General features: G+C 63.7%; 16 protein-coding genes. 6 read left to right on the plus strand and 10 right to left on the minus strand.

What is annotated here, in order from left to right:
- Positions 1-68: 68 nt before the first annotated feature.
- From ABDW57_RS10170 to ABDW57_RS10180, 3 genes are read left to right on the plus strand one after another with little or no spacing between them, the layout of a single operon-like run.
- The gene (locus tag ABDW57_RS10170) at positions 69-1,646 is read left to right on the plus strand and encodes an aldehyde dehydrogenase (NADP(+)) (protein ID WP_343730087.1); all 1,578 of its coding nucleotides are present in this window, start codon (positions 69-71) and stop codon (positions 1,644-1,646) included.
- Positions 1,634-2,512, plus strand: coding sequence for an SMP-30/gluconolactonase/LRE family protein (locus ABDW57_RS10175; RefSeq protein ID WP_343730088.1), 879 nt, complete (start codon positions 1,634-1,636; stop codon positions 2,510-2,512). The genes ABDW57_RS10170 and ABDW57_RS10175 overlap by 13 nt, the downstream gene beginning before the upstream one ends.
- A gap of 2 nt (positions 2,513-2,514) precedes the next feature.
- Positions 2,515-4,071 (plus strand): glycoside hydrolase 43 family protein, encoded by a 1,557-nt coding sequence (locus ABDW57_RS10180; protein WP_343730089.1) that lies wholly within the window; start codon positions 2,515-2,517, stop codon positions 4,069-4,071.
- Here the strand turns inward: ABDW57_RS10180 and ABDW57_RS10185 are convergent, their stop codons facing one another.
- The 7 genes from ABDW57_RS10185 to ABDW57_RS10215 form a co-directional block, all read right to left on the minus strand.
- Entirely contained in the window at positions 4,072-4,554 is a 483-nt protein-coding gene (locus ABDW57_RS10185) for a hypothetical protein (RefSeq protein WP_343730090.1), read from the minus strand. It lies immediately after the preceding gene.
- Between the two features lie 41 nt (positions 4,555-4,595).
- Positions 4,596-6,008, minus strand: a complete 1,413-nt coding sequence (locus ABDW57_RS10190) for a pectinesterase family protein (RefSeq protein WP_343730091.1) — start codon at positions 6,006-6,008, stop codon at positions 4,596-4,598.
- 71 nt (positions 6,009-6,079) lie between these two features.
- Entirely contained in the window at positions 6,080-7,918 is a 1,839-nt protein-coding gene (locus ABDW57_RS10195) for a glycoside hydrolase family 28 protein (RefSeq protein WP_343730092.1), read from the minus strand.
- Between the two features lie 10 nt (positions 7,919-7,928).
- A complete protein-coding gene (locus ABDW57_RS10200; RefSeq protein WP_343730093.1) occupies positions 7,929-10,508 on the minus strand; it encodes a pectinesterase family protein in 2,580 nt (859 codons plus the stop codon).
- Complete coding sequence (locus ABDW57_RS10205) at positions 10,505-11,287, minus strand: rhamnogalacturonan acetylesterase (protein ID WP_343730094.1); 783 nt, start codon at positions 11,285-11,287, stop codon at positions 10,505-10,507. The genes ABDW57_RS10200 and ABDW57_RS10205 overlap by 4 nt, the downstream gene beginning before the upstream one ends.
- 65 nt (positions 11,288-11,352) lie before the next feature.
- On the minus strand, positions 11,353-14,076 hold the full coding sequence (locus tag ABDW57_RS10210; protein ID WP_343730095.1) for a TonB-dependent receptor: 2,724 nt from the start codon (positions 14,074-14,076) through the stop codon (positions 11,353-11,355).
- A 209-nt stretch (positions 14,077-14,285) separates the two neighbouring features.
- Positions 14,286-14,990: a FadR/GntR family transcriptional regulator gene (locus tag ABDW57_RS10215; protein WP_343730096.1), complete on the minus strand. Its 705-nt coding sequence runs from the start codon at positions 14,988-14,990 to the stop codon at positions 14,286-14,288.
- Between the two features lie 279 nt (positions 14,991-15,269).
- On the opposite strand from ABDW57_RS10215, the gene garD reads away from it, so the two are divergent.
- Both garD and ABDW57_RS10225 read left to right on the plus strand, forming a co-directional pair.
- Complete coding sequence (gene garD / locus ABDW57_RS10220; RefSeq protein ID WP_343730097.1) at positions 15,270-16,832, plus strand: galactarate dehydratase; 1,563 nt, start codon at positions 15,270-15,272, stop codon at positions 16,830-16,832.
- A 20-nt stretch (positions 16,833-16,852) separates the two neighbouring features.
- Entirely contained in the window at positions 16,853-17,659 is an 807-nt protein-coding gene (locus ABDW57_RS10225; protein WP_343730098.1) for an NAD(P)-dependent oxidoreductase, read from the plus strand.
- On the opposite strand, the gene ABDW57_RS10230 is transcribed toward ABDW57_RS10225, so the two are convergent.
- The gene (locus tag ABDW57_RS10230; protein WP_343730099.1) at positions 17,647-18,555 is read right to left on the minus strand and encodes a LysR substrate-binding domain-containing protein; all 909 of its coding nucleotides are present in this window, start codon (positions 18,553-18,555) and stop codon (positions 17,647-17,649) included. The genes ABDW57_RS10225 and ABDW57_RS10230 overlap by 13 nt on opposite strands.
- A gap of 105 nt (positions 18,556-18,660) precedes the next feature.
- On the opposite strand from ABDW57_RS10230, the gene ABDW57_RS10235 reads away from it, so the two are divergent.
- Complete coding sequence (locus ABDW57_RS10235; protein WP_343730100.1) at positions 18,661-19,059, plus strand: RidA family protein; 399 nt, start codon at positions 18,661-18,663, stop codon at positions 19,057-19,059.
- On the opposite strand, the gene ABDW57_RS10240 is transcribed toward ABDW57_RS10235, so the two are convergent.
- Both ABDW57_RS10240 and ABDW57_RS10245 read right to left on the minus strand, forming a co-directional pair.
- Entirely contained in the window at positions 19,052-21,391 is a 2,340-nt protein-coding gene (locus ABDW57_RS10240) for a type II CAAX endopeptidase family protein (RefSeq protein ID WP_343730101.1), read from the minus strand. The genes ABDW57_RS10235 and ABDW57_RS10240 overlap by 8 nt on opposite strands.
- Positions 21,388-22,128 carry an ABC transporter ATP-binding protein gene (locus ABDW57_RS10245; RefSeq protein WP_343730102.1) on the minus strand — a complete coding sequence of 247 codons (741 nt, stop codon included), beginning with the start codon at positions 22,126-22,128 and terminating at the stop codon, positions 21,388-21,390. The genes ABDW57_RS10240 and ABDW57_RS10245 overlap by 4 nt, the downstream gene beginning before the upstream one ends.
- Between the last annotated feature and the right edge of the window lie 56 nt (positions 22,129-22,184).

Raw genomic sequence — 22,184 nt, forward strand, 5'->3', positions numbered from 1 at the left:
TAGTTGAATCGAAAAACAAATTCAAGCGCGGCCTCGTCCGCGCTTTTCACACATGAGGAGCCGCAAAAATGCAAGTCGCAGGAGAAATGATTATTGGCCGCACCGCCTTCGTTGGTAAAGAAGGCACTGTCAAGGCCGTCGACCCGTCGCGCAATGTGGAAATCGAACCAGCGTTCGGTTTGGCCAGCACCGCCGACCTGCAACGCGCCGCCGAGCTGGCCAATGCGGCGTTCGACGTGTACCGCGCCACCGGCCTGGAACAACGTGCCAAATTCCTGGAAACCATCGCTGACCGCATCATGGATCTGGGCCCGACCCTGATCGAGCGCGCCATGCAGGAAACCGGCCTGCCGCAAGCCCGCCTGGAAGGCGAGCGCGGCCGTACCGTGGGCCAGCTGCGCCTGTTCGCGAAAGTCGTGCGCGACGGCCGCTTCCAGAGCGCCACCCTGGACAGCGCGCTGCCGGACCGCGTGCCGGCACCGCGTCCTGACCTGCGCCTGCGCAAGATCGGCCTGGGTCCGGTTGCCGTGTTCGGCGCCTCCAACTTCCCGCTGGCGTTCTCGGTGGCCGGCGGCGATACCGCCTCGGCACTGGCGGCCGGCTGCCCGGTCATCGTCAAGGCCCACTCGGCCCACCTGGGCACCTCGGAACTGGTCGGCAAGGCGGTAGCCAAAGCCGTGGAAGAGTGCGGTCTGCCGGAAGGCGTGTTCTCGATGCTGATCGGCTCCGGTCAGACCATCGGCCAGAACCTGGTGGCGCACCCGTTCATCAAGGCGGTCGGCTTCACCGGCTCGCGCGCCGGCGGCGTGGCGCTGATGCAAACCGCCGCTGCCCGTAAAGAACCGATCCCTGTGTACGCGGAGATGAGCTCGATCAACCCGGTGTTCCTGCTGCCAGGCGCGCTGGACAATCCTAAGCTGCCGCAAGCGTTTGCCGATTCGCTGACCCTGGGTTCGGGCCAGTTCTGCACCAACCCGGGCCTGCTGATCGGCCTGAAGTCGGACAAGCTGCAAGCCTTCGTTGACGCTGCCGCCGGCACCATCGGCGCCAAGCCAGCCACCACCATGCTGACCCCGGGCATCCACAAAGCCTACACCAGCGGCGTCAAAGGCCTGGCTGGGGTGGAAGGCGTGCAGCAGGTTGCCGCCGGCCAGACCAACGATCTGCCATGCGGCGCGCAAGCGTTCCTGTACCAGGTTGAAGCCAAGCGCTTCCTGAACGATCCGGCGCTGGAAGGCGAAATCTTTGGCCCGACCTCGCTGCTGGTGGTGGCTGAGAACGAAGAAGAACTGCTGGCCGTGGCCGAGCACCTGGAAGGCCAGCTGACCGGCGCCGTGCACGCTGCCGCCGACGACAAGGCGCTGGCCACCAAGCTGCTGCCGATCCTGGAGCGCAAAGTGGGCCGTATCCTGTTCAACGGCTTCGGCACCGGCGTGGAAGTGGCGCACGCCATGGTTCACGGCGGCCCGTTCCCGTCGACCTCGGACAGCCGCACCACCTCGGTGGGCGCGTCGGCCATCGACCGCTTCCTGCGTCCAGTGTCGTACCAGGACGTGCCGGCCTACCTGCTGCCGGAATCGCTGCAGGACGCTAACCCGCAGAAGATCCCGCGCGTGGTGAACGGCGACCTGGTATGGAACGCGTAACAGGCGTTCAATGCACGGTGGGCGAAAGCCCGACGTGGAGCGCGGCCGAAGGCGCGTGGTACTGGGTCGATATCCCGGCCAGGCGCGTCTGGCGCCTGGCCGGTTCGAGCGGCGCCGCGCGCTATTGGGACAACGCCGAGATGGTCGCCTGCGTGGCGGCCAAGGCTGGCGGTGGACTGATCGCGGGCATGGAAACCGGCATCTTCAGCCTTGAACTGGGCGCGGGACAAACCGCGACTGCGCTCAAGCTGGCGACGCCGGCCTCCGGCCTTGGCGAAGGCATGCGCTTCAACGATGGCCGTTGCGACCGTCAGGGCCGTTTCTGGTCCGGCACCATGTTCATGGACATGAGCGCGGCGCGCGCGGTGGGCCAGCTGTATCGCTACGATGCGGCGCGCGGCATTTCGGCGCCGATGGTGTCCGAGCTGCTGACCCAGAACGGCACGGCGTTTTCGCCGGATGGCCGCACCATGTATCTGTCGGATTCGCATCCGCAGCGGCGCATGGTGTGGGCCTTCGATTACGATATCGCTGACGGGGTTCCGAGCAACCGCCGCGTGTTTGCCGATATGACCGGCGAAACCGGCCGTCCGGACGGCGCCGCGGTCGATGCCGACGGCTGCTACTGGGTGTGCGGTAACGATGGCGGCTATATCGCACGCTTCACGCCGCAGGGCAAGCTCGATCGCCGGGTCGAAGTGCCGATGCTGAAGCCGTCCATGTGCGCCTTTGGCGGCAAGGATCTGGACACGCTGCTGGTCACTTCCATCGTCTCCGGCAAGCCGGAAGATGCGGAGTGGGGCGGTTCGGTGGTGATGCTGAACGTTGGTGTCAAAGGCGTGGCTGAAACGCCGTTTGGAGCATGATCATGGGGCGGATACTGCTACGGTGTCTGCCCTTTTTGTTTGCGGCCTTGCTGGCCGCGTGCAGTACCGTTCCGCGCGAATACCAGAATCCCATTATTCACGCCGACTATTCCGATCCGGATGTGATCCGCGTCGGCGATCAGTACTATCTCGTTTCCTCAAGTTTTAACAACGCGCCGGGCCTGCCGCTGCTGCAGTCGCCGGACATGGTCAACTGGACCCTGGTCGGTCATGCCTTGCCACAGCTGGTGCCGGCCGACGTATTCGCCAGGCCGCAGCATGGCAAGGGCGTGTGGGCGCCATGCCTGCGCTACCACGACGGCAAGTTCTGGATCTTCTATCCCGATCCCGATTTCGGCATCTACGTGATGACCGCCAAGGATTTCGCCGGCCCCTGGAGCGCGCCGCACCTGCTGGCCGCCGGCAAAGGCTTGATCGATCCAACGCCGCTGTGGGATGACGACGGCCAGGCCTACCTGCTGCACGCATGGGCCAGGAGCCGCGCCGGTTTCGCCAATGTGCTGACCCTGCGCCGCATGGCGCCGGACGCCAGCCGTCTGCTGGACGACAAAGGCACCGTCATCATCGACGGCAACAAGCTGCCCAAGTACACCACGCTGGAAGGACCGAAGTTCTACAAGCGTGATGGCTACTACTACGTGTTTGCACCAGCTGGCGGCGTGGAGTTTGGCTGGCAGTCGGCTTTCCGTTCGCGCAGCATCTACGGGCCGTATGAAGACCGCATCGTGATGGCGCAGGGCAGCTCGCCGGTGAATGGTCCGCATCAGGGTGCATGGGTGCAGACGCCGCAGGGCGAAGACTGGTTCATCCACTTCCAGGACAAGCGCGCTTACGGCCGTGTGGTGCATTTGCAGCCGATGATCTGGCGCGATGGCTGGCCGCTGATCGGCAAAGACGTCGGCGGTGCTGCCGGCGAGCCGGTGCTGCATTACCGCGTGCCGGTGTCCGGTGGCGTCAGCGCCGCGCCGCCCACCAGCGATGAATTCAACGGCGCCGCGCTTGGTCTGCAATGGCAGTGGAATGCGAACTGGCAGCCCTCGTGGTACGCGCTGGGCGACGGCAAGCTGCGTCTGTTCAGCCAGGCGCGTTCCGGTAATCTGTGGGACGTGCCGTCGCTGCTGCTGCAAAAGCTGCCGGCCGAAACCTTCACGGTGACCACCAAGGTTGACGCCTCCGGCCTGTCCGACGGCGGCGTCGCAGGCCTGGTCATGTACGGCGCCGACTACGCCTGGCTCGGCACCCGCCGCAGCGACGGCCGCACCCAGCTGGCGCTGGTCAGCTGCTATAAGGCCGACGCCAACTGCCACGAGCAGCAGGAAGCCGGCGTCGAGCTGCCATTGCCGCAAGTCTGGCTGCGCATGCAGGTGCTGGCGGGCGGCGTCACCCAATTCTCCTACAGCGTCGACGGCACCAGGTACACACCGATCGGCGCCCAGTTCACCGCCAAAATGGGCCGCTGGGTCGGCGCCCAGATGGGCCTCTTCAGCGCCGGCCCCGCCGGCCACGCCGACATCGACTTCTTCCGCGTCAGCCCGTGATTATTGCTTCTTGAGGGTCATCTTGAATTGGGTGACCCATTTGTCTTTGAGGTACATTTCGCTGACGGCTTCGTAGGCGTCGGTGTGGACGCTCCAGTGGGCGCGGTAGGGCAGGGTTTGGCCGCCGGCGATGTAGTGGGCTTCGGGGAATTCCAGGCCACTGATCGACGGCTTCATGGTGCCGCGGCTGTAGCCGCCGGTGTTTTCGACGTACAGGTAAGCCACCGCCTTGGCGGCGGAGTCGTAGTAGTAGATGGTCTCGCCCACATAATCCGGCTTGCCCGGTGCGCGCACGGTGTGGATGTCGCGCAGCGCCTGGCCATCGAGCGCCCACGAGAAGCAGTGTTCGTCGGTCTGCTTCCCGCCGGGGAATTCACCCTTCCAGCAATGCCCGGCCAAAAAAGCCATCGGTTTGAGCGCCTCCGCAGGCGCGGCCTGGACGGCAGTGGAAGCGAACAGCAATAGCGGGAGCAGTGGACGCATGGCAGTCCTCTCAATGTCATTCCGGCCAGTATATGCCAATCTCAGTGCCGCGCCCAGTCGCCTAAAACCCACGCTGGATTGCTGTAGTTGCGGATGGTCTGCGCATCCTTTTCCATGGTCAGCTGGCGCGATGCGGGATGGCGCTGGCTCACATCGACCGGCGTGCCGTCCGCATTGCGGCTGTTGTATTCCCAGAAGCGCACATTGGCCGTGTCGCCATCGATCTGTCCCCAGCCCGCAGGACTGATGCCGCTCAGCGTGGCGTTGATCAGCACCGCTTCCGCATACGGATAGTTCTTGCCCTTGTTGGCCGGCAGGCGTGCCAATTCAGTCTGGCCGCCGATCGCGGTGAAGCGGCAGTCGACAAACACATTGCCGTGGTTGGTGGCCGGATTGCGTATCCACATGAAGGCGTGCCGCGACTGGATGTCGCAACGTTCAAAGAATGCCGGTCCGCGGCCCAGAATGGTGTCGCCATGGCCGACCACTTTCACGCCGGGGAGGTAAGTGCTGCCGTTGACCTGCAAGGCATCGCCCGAGCCGATGACGGTGGTGTTGGCGACGATGTTCTCGGCGCCGGTAATCAGCAAGCCCTCGGCCTGGCCGGCGAGCGTGGTCTCCAGCGTCAGATCGCGCAGGTGTACAGCCTTGACGTTATCCGCCGCGAAGGCCGCGCGGCGCGAAGGGAATGTGCCCGCCACTTCATTGGTGCTGATATTGGGCGGATGCGGATTGAAGACTTCATTGTTCGCGTAGTGAATACGGACCTTGTCGCGCTGTTCGCCCTGCAGCGTGATGTTGGACTTGTTGCGGAAGTAGACGATTTCCTCGTAGTCGCCATTGCGCACAAAGATGGTGACGCGGCGTACCGGATGGTCGGGCACGTAATCCAGCGCGCCCTGCACGGTGTTGAAATCTCCGGTGCCGTCCGCACTGACCACCACACGCTGCGCGTCTGCCGCAGGCCCGCCCGGCCTGGTGCTGAACTCCCACGCTTTCACCGCATGGCCAAACACGGCATCGTCAATCTGCACCCGATAGCGCTTGCCGTATTCGAGCAGATTGTTGTGTGGGTAAATCGTCGCCGTCTTGTCGCGCACAATCACCGGATGAAAGTGGAAGCCATCGGTAAAGCCGCCGATGATGGTGAGCTGGTACTTGCCGGCGTCACCCGGCTCGGCGCCGGCAGACGGCGTGCCGGCCTTGGTGTTGGCGTTGGTTGCGCGCGGGCCGTCGGCGTAGACGTAGGGCGTGCTCAGATAGGGCGCCGCAGGCAGCTTGGTGCGCTCGGTCGGGCCAGCGGGAATGCTGAGGTCCAGCGCGTCCACCAGCCTGCCGCTGGCGGCATCATAGATGCGTATCAGGCCGGATGTGCCGAGCACCGGCGGCTGGTCGAAGCGCAGCACCAGATGCGTGTCCGGATTGACCTGCTGGGCGCCGTGCGCGGGCTGCACGGACGTTATCGCTGCACCCACCGGAGCGGCAGCCGCGGTCAGTATCAGCGCCCACAGCGCGCGCGCCGCCATTATGCCGACAACACCGTGTTATGCACCTTGCCGCCAATGGTGACGTTCTTCAGCGCCAGATTCTTGACGTTGTAGAGGAACCATGGCGACGCACTGTTCACCGGTGTGCCGAAATCGCAATCGCTGATCGACACATTCGTCACCGGGAATACCGGTGGCGCCGGCTGCGGGCCGTTGTAGTCCGAAGCCACCGGGCCAAGAATCACGATCGCCTGGAAGCAGGACGCAGTCTTGCCATCCTTGGTGACGTTGCCGGCCTTGATGTTGGATATCTGGATATTGTCGACCACCGGCGGACGAATCCGCACATTGTCGCTGATCGGCGTGTAGTCGCAATCGAAGGTGACGATGGCGCCGGCCGCCGTGGCTACTGTCTTCGACTGGATCGGAGAACCCGGCAGCGACGCATAGAACGACGGCGAAATCTGCACGCCATTCGGCACTGTGCAATCACGCACGTAGAAGTTACGCAGATAGCCGCCGCGATTCATATTGGTCTTCATGCGAATCGCCGTGTTGAGCGGATTGGTTTTCCAGTTGGCGTTCTCGAACACCAGCTTTTGCGCGAACACGTTCTGGATGCCGCCAGCCATCTCGCTGCCCAGGGTCACACCGCCGTGGCCACTGTGCATGATGCAGTTCTGGATGACGATGTTTTGCGACGGCCCGTACTGCGTGTCGAGATCCTTGCCGGCCTTGATGGCGATGCAGTCGTCGCCGGTATCGAACGTGCAGCCTTCCACCAGAACGTGATCGCAGGCTTCCGGATCGAAGCCGTCGCTGTTAGGGCCGTGGCTGTGCATCTCCACATTACGGATGACCAGATTGCGGCAGTGGACCGGGTGGTGCTGCCAGAACGGCGTGTTCTGTACGCGGTAACCTTGCAGCAGCACGTTGGTGCAGCCGATCAGCTGAATCATCGGCGCACGCAGATAGTGGCCAACGCCGAAGATGCGTTTGGACAGCGGCACGCCCGCTTCCGACAGCGCCGGCAGATACTGCGCGTCCGAACGCCATTTATCGCCTTCGCCTTGAATCAGCACGCGCTCCGCCTCGGTCAGTGCCGGCGCCACGGTGGCCAGCGAGACCGGATTCAGTGGATTGACCGTGTTCTCCGACATCTTGCCGGCTTTGAAGTTGGGCGTGGTGCCCTGGCCGATGGAGTTGATGGTTTTCTGCTTGCCCTTCCAGGTCCACCAGCAGTCGCCGGCATCGTTGAACGGCACGCCGCCCTGGCCGTCGAGAATCGCGGTCCAGTCGTCGCCGGTGAGGGCGATATTGTCCTGGCCGTAGGCGTACACCATCGGCGAGTAGTTCAGGCAGTCGTTGCTCTGCCAGCGCGAGATGGTCAGCTTGCCATGCTTGCCGCAATCGATATCGCCATACTTGGCGAAGTCCGCTGGGTTGTGGCTGAAGTAGACGTGCGCGCCCTTGTTCAGGTGGACGTTCACGTTCGACAGCAGCACGATAGGGCCGGCCACGAACCAGTCGCCGGCCGGAATCACCACGCGGCCGCCGCCGGCGTCATGGCAGGCCTTGATGGCGGCCTTGATGGCGGCGTAGCAGTCCGGCGCATCGGCAGCCGGCGTGCCCAGTTCTTCCTGGTCTTCGTGCGAGATCCATGCTTTCACCTTGGTCAGCTTACAGGTCCTGGCGCCAAACGCGGTGATGTTGAAGTCTTCCTTGCGGAACCTGGGCGGCTTTGAGACGTGGTCGATGATGGCTTGTGCCTGCAGCCACGGGTCGGGTGCAGTAGCCGCAACGGCCGGCAAGCCGAACGACAGGCCCGCTGCCGGCAAGGCTTTCATCAGGTTGCGGCGTTGGTTATTGATGGTCATGCTGTAGTCCTTATTCATCTGAATTGTTGAACTCACCGAGGAAAACGTCGGGTGGCGAAGGCGGCGCGGTGTAGCCGAGATCCTTGACGGGATCGATGCCGGCTTTAATCAGGTTGTTCCAGTGGTCGTCCGAGCTGTATTGGGCCGGGCGGTAGGAAATGGTGCCTTTCTTGTTCCAGTCGGACCAGGGCTGCTGTTTGTTGATGTGCGCGCCGATGCGCGAGTTCAGCACCACCATCTTGCCGACCGCTTCCAGCGACACGCGCGCCACCGTTCCGGTCGGTGCCTTGTAGCCGTTGGTCGGGCCATAGGTGCAGCTATAGCCTTCCACTGGCAGCGGCGCGTATGGTGTGCAGCGGGCGCTGTGGAACCACTGGCGCAGCAGATAGAAGTTGCCGGTCTTCGCACCTTCGTGCGTGAAGCGCACATTGTCGAAGACGAAACCGTATTTGCTTTTTACATGCGTGTCCGGTGCGGTGACGTACGACACGCCACGGTCGCCCAGCGTGCGGATCTCGCTTTGGTGGAAGTAGGCGGTGCTGTCGCCGAAGATGAAATCGACATCGCCTTCGATATAGGATTTGTTGAAGAAGCTGCGCACCGTGCTGCCGGGTTGCGGTGATTTGAGGAACAGCGTGTCCTGGAAGCCGATCAGGCGGACGTTTTCGAATTGCGCCTTGTCGGCGCTATCCACGCTCAGCGCGATCGCCTGGTGGTGGATGTTGTTGATATTGGGGAGCGCTTCCGCGCGGGCGTTGCCGGTGTCCTTGTTGTAGCCGTTTTCAAACGTGATGTTACGTGCCTGGAAGCCGCTGTTCTGCGCCCAGACGGTTTGCGTGCCGAAGGTGCCGATTTGCGCGCGGTCCTTGATGCTGGCGTACATCGCCTGCACCGCCGGCGCGGCCTTGACGAATTGCGCGCCATGCTGCGCATCGTAGGCGGCGCCGGTGACCGATGCATCCAGCCTGGCGGTGATGCGCGTGGCGGCAGCATCCTTGCCTTCGCCGTACAGCGTGATGGGCGCGGCGGAGGCCGGAATATAGACCAGCTCCGGATAGACGCCCGGCTTCACCAGCATGTACAAGCGCTTGCCGGCGCTGTCCAGCACCGCGCGGCTGACGGCTTCCTGCACCGTGTTGAAGATGCGGACGCCGTCAGCGCGCGCGGCCTTGTCGACGATGTAGTCCGGGGTGAAGGCCGCGCCCCTGGCCAGCGGATCGGACAGCGGATCCCAGGGATCGATGGTTTCCTTGCCGGCCACGCCGACGTATTTCAAGACCTCGCTGTACGCATATTGCCTTGCCTGCTCCAGCGTCAGTTGCGGGCGTGTGCTGGCCGCTGTTTCGGGGAAGGGCGCGAAGCGGTTGGCGCAGGTGCTGGTATCGACGGCGCTGATTGCCTCGCCAGCCAGGTTGGCATATTCGATCTTGCGGTCTGCCTTGCCGGCGATGCTGACGTTGCGCAGTCTGGCCAGCACCGGACGTTGTTCGTCGTAGCCCTGCACGCTGACGCGGCCCGGCGTGACGCTATGCACGTCGTCGAAGCTGATGTTGGTGTAGACCGGAATCAGCGTGCCTTCGGCCTTGCCGTCGTAGCGGGCGCCGATATCGATCGGCGTTTTCACATTGCGCAGGCAGACGTTGCGATAGCTGACCTGATCCACGGCGCCGCCGCGCGAGACGTCGCTCTTGATGCGCAGGCCGGAGGTGGTGCCGTCCATGCTCAGGTCTTCCACCAGCACGCGGCGCACGCCGCCATTGGTTTCGCTGCCAATGGACATGCCATGGCCGCTGTAGAAGCGGTTGTGCAGCACGGAGATGTTCTCGGTGGGCCCGTTGTTGCCGGCCTTGATGGCGATGTTGTCGTCGCCGGTGCGGATATGACTGTAGGCGACGGTGACGTTGCGCGAAGAGATGGGATCGATGCCGTCCGTATTGCGCGCGGTGGCTGGCGTGTCGATCCGGATGCCCCAGGCGGTGAAGCCATCCACTTTGTTCAGCGTGACGTGGAAGTTGGGCGAGTTGTGCAGGGTGATCTTGTGCAGCGTGATGTCCTGCGAATTGGTGACCTCTATCAGGCGCGGCACGTTCTGGCGCGCGTCTTCCTTCTGTGCGCGGCGCGCCAGCTGCCACCATGATTCGCTGCCGCCTTCGACCACGCGGCCGCCCTGGCCGTCGATGCTGCCTTCGCCGTAGATGCCGCTGGCTCTGGCATTGTCGATGGTGATGAAGGGTTTGCAGCCGCGTCCCTGTTTGTCGACGGTGCCGCAGGTGTTGGCGCCACGGTCGTACAGTCTGGGATTCGGACTGGCTTGCAGCACGGCGCCGGCGTCAAGCAGCAGACTGACGCCGCTGCGCAGCCTGAGCGGACCGGAGACGAAGCCGCCGGTCAGGCGCACGGCGCGGCCTGCGGGGCATTGGTCGATGGCGGACTGGATGCGCGCGGTGTCATCGCCGGCTGCCGCCGCTGCGGTCAGCACGGTGCATGAAGGGGGCGCGACCGGCTCATTGACCTTGCGCGTGTCTTGCGCTTGCGTGGCGCCGGCGGCCAGCAGCAGCGCCAGCGCGGCCGGGATGCGATGACGCGTCACTGTTCGTTCTCCGGCTTGAACTGGCCGGCCAGTTCGGGAATGGCGCGCTTGAGTTCTTCCATCACCATGCGCGAGAAATAGGCCGCGCCTTTGGGCCCGACGTGGGTGCGGTCGAAGGCAGTTTTGGCGGCCCCCGCGACTTCCACTTTACCGGCGGCCGGCGCCGCGCCATAGTCGGCGGGACGCGGCACCATGGCCAGCGTGTCCGCCTCATCCTGGCCCATGGCCTGCACGGCGGCGTAGCTGTCCGCGTTCAGGTCCAGCAGCGGTGTTTTTTGCGCGGCCGCGGTGGCGCGGATGACGTCAGCCCAGGGGCCAAGATTGTTCTCCAACACGCCATCCTTGAAGGTGCGGCGGGTCAGCGGCGTGACCAGCACCGGCACGCCGCCCAGCGCTTTTACTTCCTGCGCATAGCGTGCCATGTTGACGGGGAATTCGGTTTTCAGATCGGTCGAGCGCCCGGGCTTGCCCGGCTGGTCGTTGTGCCCAAACTGGATCAGCACATAGGTGGCCCGGTAGGCGGCCGCGCCGCGCAACAGGCCTTCCACTTCATCCCAGCGGCCTTCGGCGCGGAAGCTGCCGGAACTGCGCCCGCCTTTCGCCAGGTTGATGCAGGTGTTGGCGCGATTGACGCGCGCGCAGAAAGCGTCGCCGTAACCGCTGCTGTTGGCCATGGTGGAATCGCCGACCAGGATGAAGCGGACAGGCTTATCGGCCGCGTGCACGCCGCCGGCCAGCAAGGTGGTTGCGGCGGCGAGGCAGGTAATCAGGGTTTTCATGGTGAGGTCCCGGCAAAAAAAAGGCGCCGGCCGTGGTTCCGGTCCGGCGCCCCTACTCAGGCGGATTAGAAGTTGTAAGTCACACGTACATTGTAGGCGCGGCCGATCGGGCTGGCGGCGCTGCTCAGGTAACCAAAGCTATACAGGCTGCTGTTGGTTGCTGGCGGCGGCGCGTTGAACAGGTTGGTGATGCCAGCCACCACTTGCATGTTCTTGAAGCCGTTGTAGGTCGCGGTGTAGTTCCATTGCTTGTACGAGTTGATGTTGCGCCAGTACTGCTTGGCCACCAGATTCTGGTCGGTGTATTTCGAGTTGTAGTTCTGGGTCAGCTGCATGTTCCAGTTACCCTTGGCCCAGTTCAGCTTTGCCGTATGCTTCCAGCGATAGGTGATGATCGGGAAGCTCGACGTGGTGCCGTTGCTGGCCAGGCCGAACTGGCCGATGTTCGACACGAACGGGCTGCCTGCATACAGCTGGTTGTCGAACTGGGTCAGGTAAGTACCGTCGATCGACACCTTGAAATCACCGTACGCGGTTTTCGGGAACGAGTACGAACCCGACACGTCCACACCAGCTGCCTTCTGGCCACCCAGGTTCATGGTGGTGTTGTTGATGTAGTTGATGGTGCGGTCGGCGTTACGCACGAAGTACGACGCATACTGCTGCGGGTACAGGAAGTAAACCTGCTCCGGCAGGTTGGCCAGCATGTCGGTCATGCGGATGTTCCAGTAGTCCAGCGAGATCATGCTGTTCTTGATCGGTTCCATCACCACGCCCAGCGTGTAGCCTTTCGACTTTTCCGGTTTCAGGCCGGCGTTGGAGCCGGTCTGCTTGGGCAGGGTGGTGTTGCAGACGGTCGAAGCCACGTAGCCCGGCAGCGCGGTGCCGGTGCCGGCCACGCCCGGGGTGCCGCCAGGGCACAGTACCGGATCGTCCCACTTGGCGGCGGTCAGGCCGGTGGCGCCCGGCAGGCGGTAGCCGTAGGCGTCGAACAGGGTCGGCGCGCGGAAGCCGGTGTTGGCCGAACCGCGGAACATCAGTTGCTTGCTAGGCTCCCAGCGGAAGCTGATCTTTGGATTGACGGTGGTGCCGAAGTCGCTGAAATGGTCGGCACGCACGGCGCCGTTCAGTTCCAGGGTCTTGGTGATAGGCGCGTTGATCTCGGTGAACACCGCGGCCACGTTACGCGCACCTTCGCCGTGCGATGGGCTGGTGTTGGCATAGGTGACGTCGCTGACCACGGCCAGCTTGGTGTCCTCGGTGGTATCGCGGTGCAGGTCGGCGCCGATTGCCAGTGCCAGCGAACCGCCTGGCAGTTCGGTCAGGGCGCGGCTGGCGGTGATGTCGATGCCGGTGAAGGTCGACTTCGAGGTACGGTTCTTGGCGCCGTCCACGCTGATCGAATCCAGATACGCCTTGCCTTCGGCATCCTGCAGGCCGAATGGATTCAGCTTGCCGTTTTTCAGACCGTCCAGCAGGCCCTGGCCTTTGACGTAGCCGTCGTAGTAGTAATTGTCGCGGTTCGAGATACCGATCACCAGGCCGGCCTTGTAGTCCCAGCCTGCCAGCGTGCCTTCATCGCTGACGGCCAGGCGCTGGTTCAGCTGCACGTCCTTGGTGGTGGCCAGGCCCAGGTCGGCCACGGCCCAGGTCAGGGTCAGTGGCGCGCCGTTCAGGCCTGCCACGGCAGGCACGCCGCCGCTGCCGCCTGGATACCATTTGCTGGTCGACGGCAGGATCGGCGCTACGCCATTGACGGCCAGCGCATTGGTCGGGTTGCGGGTGGCCTTGATGAATTCTTCGCCGCGCGAGTAGTCGACGCTGATCACGTGGTCTTCGCTGATCTTGTAGTTGCCGCGGGCGTAGAAGGTGACCTGCTGGTTGGCGTACAGCGCGGTGCCGTATTCATTGGCATCCAGTACGCACGTGCCTTTCTGGCCGACGATGGAGTACGGCGCCAGGCAGCCGCTGGCCGCGTAAGGGTTCTGCGCGTTCTTGTTGGTTGGCGTGGTGAAGTTGGCCGGGGTGGCGTTGCCGCCGGTGCCCAGGGTCGGCGCGCGACCCAGTGCGGTCAGTTTTTCTACCGAGCTCAGATAAGCGCGATCCGATGCGGCCAGGCGCGAGCGCTGGTGTGCGTCGATGGTGGCGTAGAAGCTCCAGCCATCGCGTTCCAGGTTGCCCTTGCCCCAGGTGGCAGTCAGGCGCTGTTCGTCGCCGCCGCCTTTTTTCTCGGGCTGCACGGCTTGTGCGGTCAGCTGCGTGCCTTCGAACTGGGTCTTGGTGATGAAGTTGACCACGCCGCCGATGGCGTCGGAACCGTAGATCGAAGAGGCGCCGTCGCGCAGCACTTCAACGCGGGCGATGGCGGACATCGGAATCACGTCCAGGTTGGCGTAGCCGTCGGCAATCGCCTCGTTGGCCAGGCGGCGGCCGTTCAGCAGTACCAGGGTGCGGTTCACGCCCAGGCCGCGCAGGTTGATGTTGGTGCCGGAGCCGGCGTTCGATGGCGCCAGCGAGGCCGATTGCGGCAGCGCCATCATGAAGTCGGCCAGGGTGGTCATGCCTTGCTTGACCAGGTCCTCGGCTTTGACGGTGGTAACAGGCAGCGATGCTTCATTGGCGACGCGCTTGATGCTCGAACCGGTCACTTCGACGCGGGTCATGTTGGCATCGTCGCTGGCGTTTTGCGCCGCTGCCTGGTTGGCCAGTGTCAGCACAGCCAGGCTAATGGCGGACAGCAGCAGGCGGGGTTGTGCGGAACGTTTCTGGACCGGGTGCTCGGACTTCATGGTGTTGTCTCCTTCGTCTCTTGAATAAAGTTATACGCTGCGCTGAAAAGCGCCGGCGTGAGTGGAGCACCTCGCGTACTCCGTGCCGCTAAGACGAGGGCCGCTGCGCTGCCTGCGCAGCCGGGCCGAGGTCGAGTCGGTCGATAACTTGATTGCTTTATTGACGCGGCCGGCATCGAGGCCGGACCTGCGTTTGCTACAGATACTGTCTAGCCGCGCGAGAAGGTACGGGTCACGCGCTCCAGGTGGGCGCGCATGGCCTTGCGCGCCGCGGCCGGATCGTGGGCGGCAATCGCCTCCAGGATGCGGCGGTGGTCCTTCAGCGTTTCCTGACGCAGTTCCTCGGTCTGGAAATGTTCCTTGAGCTTGTGCCACAGGCGGCCGCGCTGATCCCACAGGTAGTTCAGCGATCCAACCAGCGCGCTGTTGCCGGTGGCGCGCGCAATGGCCAGGTGGAAGTTGCGGTCGGCCTGCTCGTTGCTTGAATAATTGGCGTGGTGTTTTTCCATCTCCACCACCGCTTGCAGGATGGCGTCGATGGCGCTGTCAGTAGCCACCCGGGCGGCAATCGCGGCGATCTCGGATTCGATCAGGCGGCGCGCGGACAGCACTTCAAAGGGACCGGGGCCGGCTTCCGGCAGGTCGGCTTCGGCCGGTTCCGGCAGTTCGCTGACGTACACGCCGGAGCCGCCGCGCACTTCGATCACGCCGCCCAGCTCAAGGGCGATCAGGGCTTCGCGCAGGGAGGCGCGGCTGACGCTCAGCTTGGTGGCCAGGTCGCGCTCGGACGGCAGGCGCTCGCCGGCGGCGATGTTTTCGTTGCGGATCAGTTCCTGGATGCGGTCAGCCACCACGCGGTACAGGCGCGGCTCGTGGGCATTGCTGTCGGCAGGAAGTGCGGTCTTTTTCAGCATCGGTGTCTCGTCTCTTTTGTGGCTTATTGATTTGCCATCTGGTCAGGCCATTCTAAGGTGGTCAGACCAAATACGCAATGTGGACTAGCCAAATTAATTTTTAAATGGCATACTGAATTCATCGGGCAGCCGTCTGCGCCCCATGTCAACCAGGTCTCTTCCCTAGGAAACATGCGGTTTTCAGACTGTGGCGCGCAGGCCACAACGCAGAGATGGCCGGCCAACAACAGAAGTGGTCAGACCACTTTTCGAGACTAAAAAACAACGTAGGAAAGCCAGATGACCACTCCCGCCAGCGCAAACACTCCGCGCTACATCCTCATGCACGACAACGATAACGTGGCGATTGTCGTCAACGACGGCGGCCTGCCGGCCGGCGCTGTGTTCCCCAATGGCTTGGCGCTGCTGGAAGCGGTCCCGCAAGGCCACAAGGTGGCGCTGCGCGACCTGGCCAAGGGCGACCGCGTGATCCGCTACAACGTCACCATCGGTTTCGCCGCCAAGGATCTGCCGGCCGGCAGCTGGCTGGCCGAGCACAATGTCGAGATGCCGGCCGCGCGCGAGCTGGAAGGCCTGCCGATTGCCACCGTCAAGCCGCCGCCGATGGAACCGCTGGAAGGCTATACCTTCCAGGGGTATCGCAACGCGGACGGCAGCGTCGGCACGCGCAACATCCTGGCGATCACCACCACCGTGCAATGCGTGTCGGGCGTGGTGGAGTTTGCGGTGGAGCGCATCAAGCAGGAACTGCTGCCGAAGTACCCCAACGTCGACGACGTGGTGGGGCTGGAGCACACCTACGGCTGCGGCGTGGCGATTGACGCGCCGGGCGCCAACATCCCGATCCGCACCATCCGCAATATCGCGCTGAACCCCAACTTCGGCGGCCAGGCCATGGTGGTCAGCCTTGGTTGCGAAAAGCTGCAGCCGACGCGCCTGTTCCCGAAAGGCTCGATCCCGATCCAGAACGCCGGCGGCGCCGATCCGGGCCTGGTCTGTCTGCAGGACGCGCAGCACGTCGGCTTCATGTCGATGATCGAATCCATCATGAAGCAGGCCGAAATCAATCTGGCGGAACTGAACAGGCGTCAGCGCGAAACCGTGCCTGCCTCCGAACTGGTGGTGGGCGTGCAGTGCGGCGGCAGCGATGCCTTCTCCGGCGTGACCGCCAACCCGGCGGTGGGCTTTGCCACTGATCTGCTGGTGCGCGCCGGCGCCACCGTGATGTTCTCGGAAGTGACCGAGGTCCGTGACGGCATCGACCAACTGACCTCGCGCGCCACCACGCCGGAAGTGGCCGAGGCCATGATCCGCGAGATGGAGTGGTACGACAATTACCTGACGCGCGGCGGTGTAGACCGCAGCGCCAACACCACGCCGGGCAACAAGAAGGGCGGCCTGTCCAACATCGTTGAGAAAGCCATGGGCTCGATCGTGAAGTCGGGCAGCGCGCCGATTTCCGGCGTGCTGTCGCCGGGCGAAAAGCTGACGCAGAAAGGCCTGATCTACGCGGCCACGCCGGCCAGCGATTTCATTTGCGGCACGCTGCAAGTGGCGGCCGGCATGAACCTGCACATCTTCACCACCGGCCGCGGCACGCCGTACGGCCTGGCCGAAGTGCCGGTGATTAAAGTCGCCACCCGCAACGACCTGGCGCGCCGCTGGCACGACCTGATGGACGTCAACGCGGGCCGCATCGCCAGCGGCGAAGCCACTATCGCGGAAGTGGGCTGGGAGATGTTCCAGTTGATGCTTGATGTGGCCAGCGGCCGTGAGACCTACGCTGAAAAGTGGAAACTGCACAATGCACTGGTGCTGTTCAACCCGGCCCCAGTGACCTGATAACAAGAGAAGAGACTAACATGGCAAAACCATTCAAACGACTGCTGCTGACCGGCGCCGCCGGCGGCCTGGGTAAAGTTCTGCGCGACCGCATCAAACCCTGGGCGGATGTGGTGGTGCTGTCCGATATCGCCGACATGGGCGAAGCGCGCGAAGGCGAAGAAATCGTGCAGTGCGACCTGGCTGACAAGGCCGCGGTGATGAAGATGATGGAAGGCGTGGACGCGGTGCTGCACTTTGGCGGCATCTCGACCGAGAACACCTTCGAGAACATCATGCACGCCAACATTCTCGGCACGGCCAACATCTATGAGGCTGCGCACAAGAAGGGTGTGAAGCGGATCATCTTCGCCAGCTCGAACCACACCGTGGGCTTCTACCGCAACACCGACTACATCGACGCCACCGCGCCGACCCGTCCGGATTCGTTCTACGGCGTGAGCAAATGCTTTGGCGAGCAGCTGGCCAGCTACTACTGGGACCGCACCGGCCTGGAAACCGTCAGCCTGCGTATCGGTTCCTCGTTCCCCGAACCGAAGGACCGCCGCATGATGGTGACGTGGCTGAGCTACGACGATCTGGTGGAGGCGCTGCGCCGCTCGCTGTTCGCGACCCGCGTCGGCTACACCATCCTGTTCGGCATGTCGGACAACGAAGTGGCGTGGTGGGACAACAGCAAGGCCTCGCACCTGGGCTACAAGCCGAAAGACAGCTCGTCGCAGTTCGACGCCAACTTCCCGGACAGCGGCGAATATCCGGACAAGAACGCCTCGGTCACCTACCACGGCGGCGCTTTCGCGCTGGCCGAGGTGCGCTACAAGGACTGAGTAGCTTTAATCAACTCGTCGATCCACGCGATGAACACGCGCAGCCGGGAGCTGAGATGGCGGTTCTGCGGATAGGCGAGGTACATCGGCATGGGGGGGAGCTGCCAGTCTTCGAACAGCGGAACCAGCTCGCCTTGGGCTAGATGCGCCTCAGCCATATAGCGCGGCATCCAGAGCACGCCCATGCCGGCGAGGCCTGCCGCCAGATAAGCGTTGCCGTCGTCGGCGGCGACGACATAACGGCCTTTTAACTCAAACGACTCCTCCCCGCGCCGTAGCGGCACGGGGGCAACGGTGCCGCTGCTGGAGCGCAGGAAGCCGACCATGTGGTGCGGCGCCTGTTCCAGATCCTGTGGATGCGCGGGCGTTCCGGCAGCTTGCAGATACCCCGGCGAGGCATAGGCCCCGAGCCGCAGGTCCACGATACGCCGTGCAACCAGCGATGGTTCGGTGATTTCGCCGCCGCGCAGCACACAATCGACGTTGTCACCGATGACATCCACCGTGCGATCGCTGACGCCCATGATGACCTGGATCTCCGGATAGCGCCGATGAAAGTCGGGCAGTGCCGGCATCAGCAGCAGGCGTGCAAAAGGGCTGGGGACGTCAATGCGCAGGCGTCCGCGCGGTATCGCCTGTTCGCCGGCGAGGACATCATCCGCATCTTCCAGATCGCCCAGCACGCGCACCACGCGGTCGTAATAGGCTGCGCCTTCCGGCGTGACCTTGACCTGCCGCGTGGTGCGGTTGAGTAGCTTGACCTGCAGCCGCGCTTCCAGCTGCTGCACCAGTTGCGACACGGTGGTCTTGCTCATGTGGAGCGTCTGCGCGGCCTTGGTGAAGCTGCCGGCTTCCACCACGCGCACGAATGCCAGCAAAGTATCGAATCGGTCCATGGGAGTTGATTGTTTGGGATCGCCAAACAGTCATTGTACGACTTGCCTGTTTATCGCGCCGTGACGGCTGTTTAAAGTCTGGTCATCACCAACAAGGAGTTGATCATGACTGTACGCGATGTTGTTTTTCCACCGGGCCGACAGGCGTTGTATGAGCGTAACCGCTATTCGCCGGCCATTCGTTCCAATGGCCTGTTGTTTGTCTCCGGCCAGGTGGGCAGCCGGCCGGATGGTTCGCCGGAACCGGAACTGGAGGCGCAGGTGCGGCTGGCATTCCAGAATCTGAATGCGATTCTGGCCGCCGCCGGCTGCACCTTCGATGATGTGATCGACGTTACCGTTTTTATGGTCGATCCGGCTTCCACCTTTGAGCGTGCCTGGCCTATCGTTCAGGAGTTCTGGGGCGCTGCGCCGCATCCTACATTGACCGGCATTGGCGTCACCTGGCTGTATGGCTTCGACTTCGAGATCAAGGTGGTGGCGGCGCTGCCCAAAGTCAGCTGAAGTACTGGCTGCCGAGGACGACGGCGTTGTATGTCGCGTGCACCAGCATCGGCGCCAGCAGGGTTTTGCTGCGCTCATAGGTCCAGGCGGCGCACAGGCCCAGCACGAATACCGGCAGCATTGATAGCGGCGGGTGCACCACCGCGAAGATGGCGGCGCTCATCACCATCGCCGGCACGGCGTTCATCGAACGGCGCAAGCCGCCGTAGATCAGGCCACGGAAGATGAATTCCTCGCACAACGGCGCCGCCACCACGGCCAGCGCCAGTATCCAGCCACGCGAGCCACGGGTTGCGGCGGCGGCTTTTGCGATTTCCGCCCACAATGCGGTGTGCTGGATCGCCATCATGTAGGCTATGCCGGCGGCGCAGGCGGCAGCAGCGGCAATCGCCGCGTTGCGCAGCGCCACGCCCCAGTTCATGCCGCGCACGATGGCCGGCACGCCGGCCGCCTTGCTGCGCCAGTACACCAGCCGCATCAAGCCATACACGGTCACCCCGGCGATGCTGAAGGCGACGGTGACTGCCTGCAGGCTTATCTTGTCGAAGAACAGCAGCACAAAGGCTTGCAGGATGAAGAAGGCGGTGGCGGCAATCAAACCGTCGGCGGTGGAGACGCGCGCCGGCGGCGCGGCGGCCGGATCGAGCAGGTAGGGCAGGGAGTCGCGCGCCTTCTGCCACAGGGCCAGCGCCATCGATGCGGTCAGCACCAGCACCACCAGTTTTTGCGACCACACGCTGGTGTAGATCGACCAGGTATAGAAGCTGGCCAGCAGCATGTAGAGATAGACGTACGTCGGCCGTACGCGGGTGCGCACGTCCACTGCCTGCGGATCGCAGGCGAATACGCCCAGCGAGACGGCGATCATCGAGTAAATCGGAATGCCGGCAATCACGCTCAGCACCAGCACCAGCTGGGTCCATTCAAAATGCGTGGTGTAGTAGCCGGTGATGGCCAGCACCACGGCCGGATAGGCCATGGTCAGCGCGCCCCACAGCTGCGCCTTTTCCTTCAATATGCTTTCGATCGAGCGCGGCACGGTGTACAGCAGCCACAGGACATGGCCTTCATTGTTGAGCGTCTGGAAGGCGGACAACATCAGCACATAGACGCCAAGGCCAAAGGCGATCGCTGCGGCCAGCGTGTGATGTTCACCCAGCTCGCCCAGGCTATTCAGCTTACCGTTGAAGACCATCTGGCTGCCGATGATGATTACTGGCAGCAGCAAGGTCTGGAACATGAAGTTGCGATCGCGGCTCAGCAGGCGCAGCTCGCGGCGCTTGATGGGCGAGACCACGGTGGCCAGCCAGGCGCGTGGTCCGGCTGCGCTGACGGTGGTTGGCGATACGCGGCGCGCGCTTTCGCGCTGGCCCGAGTTGACCACGCCGTGACGCAGCTGATGACGCAACAGCGCCATGCCGGCCCACATCAGCAGCGCCGTTTGCGCCAGCAGCAGTGCGACGCGGGCGGCCAGTTGCGCACCGTCCTGTGCCTGGATCGCTTGCAGTATCAGCCCTGGCGGCGTCCAGCTGACCCAGCCCGGAAACGCGCGCGCCCAATCCATGGCGAAGCCGTTCGCCTGCGGCATGCCGAGCGCCATGACGAAGTAGATCAGCGGCAGATTGAACAAGCCGGTCACCGCCTGCATGTTGCGCAGCTGCGCAGCCGGGAGCCACATGCGCAGGCCGGTGTCGGCCAGCGTGTGCAGCATGGCCGCCAGCGGCAGCAGCGTAGCGCTGGCCAGCAGCGCGACCGGCAGCACACTCCACGCATGGCCCGAGTGCCAGGCGATCACCCCGAACGCCGGCAGCAGCGCGAACCAGCCCGCGAGGTTGCTGGCGCTGCGTTCCAGCACGCGGCCCCACAGCAGCGTGCCGCGCTCCACCGGCATGGTCACCAGCCATTCCAGATCCCAGTCCGGCTGCGCCATCTCCTTGTTCCCAAGCGGCATAAGCACGGCGATGAAGAACAGGATGCTGACCTCCATCGTCAGGCCATGCAGCAGCGGTGCGGAAAACGGCGCGGTGGCCAGTTCCTCGGCGGCGGTGTCGTGATCGACATGGACATCGCCTTCCTTGTCGATGTAGCGGCATTCGCTGGCTGCATCGAGGTGGCACTGCATGTTGACCACCACGTTGTTGGACATGCTGACAAACGAGAAGGTCATGAAGACCATGGTCAGCGCCGTCAGTATCCACAGGTTGCTGCGCTTGGCGGCGATGCCATCGCGCGGACTTTTCTTCTTGAAGCGGAACAGGTTATTGAACAGCATATTGCGCTGACGCGTCAGGCGCATCCGCGTCATCAGCCAGATGGTTTGCAGCACGCTCATTGCGCCGTCTCTTCCGCGGCTTCGTCGGTAATCTTGAGGAACACGTCTTCCAGCGAGCCGCTGGCCGAGGACTCGGCGCGGATTTCATCCAGTGTGCCGGTGGCCACCAGTTCGCCGCGGTGAATGATGCCGACGCGGTCGCACAGCTTTTCCGCCATGTCCAGCAGGTGGGTCGAAACAAAGATGGTGACGCCGCGCGCCGCTGCCGCCAGCAGCCGCTCCTGCACGTCGCGCGAGGCGCGCGGATCGAGGCCGTTGATCGGTTCATCCAGGATCAGCACCGCCGGATCGTGGATCAGCGCGCAGGCCAGTCCCAGGCGCTTCTTCATGCCGAGCGAGTAGTTGACGGCGTAGTCTTCGCCGGCTTCCTGCAAGCCGAATTCCGCCAGCAGGCGCGTGCTGCGCTCGGCCGCTTCGGCACGGGGGAAGCCGTGCATTTCGCCGACGAATTGCAGGATCTCGCGTCCGCGCAGGTAGTCGTAAAAGATGGGGGTGTCGGGCAGGTAGCCGACCCGGCGTTTTACCTCGGCCGGCTCGGCGTGGCAATCCAGGCCGTCGATCAGCACGTGGCCGCCGCTGGGCACCAGAATGCCCATCATCATGCGGATGGTGGTGGTCTTGCCTGCGCCGTTGGGACCGAGGAAGCCGAACACTTCGCCGCGCTGCACTGTCAGCGACAGCGGCTTGACGGCGTTGAAGCTGCCGTAGACTTTGGACAGGCCTTGAAACTCGATCATGAGGACACCAGCAATGTTATGAATTTACTACGCCATCATAACACTGCTGGTGCGCG

Origin of the sequence: Duganella sp., assembly GCF_039595735.1 — a bacterium.
GTDB lineage: Bacteria > Pseudomonadota > Gammaproteobacteria > Burkholderiales > Burkholderiaceae_D > Rugamonas.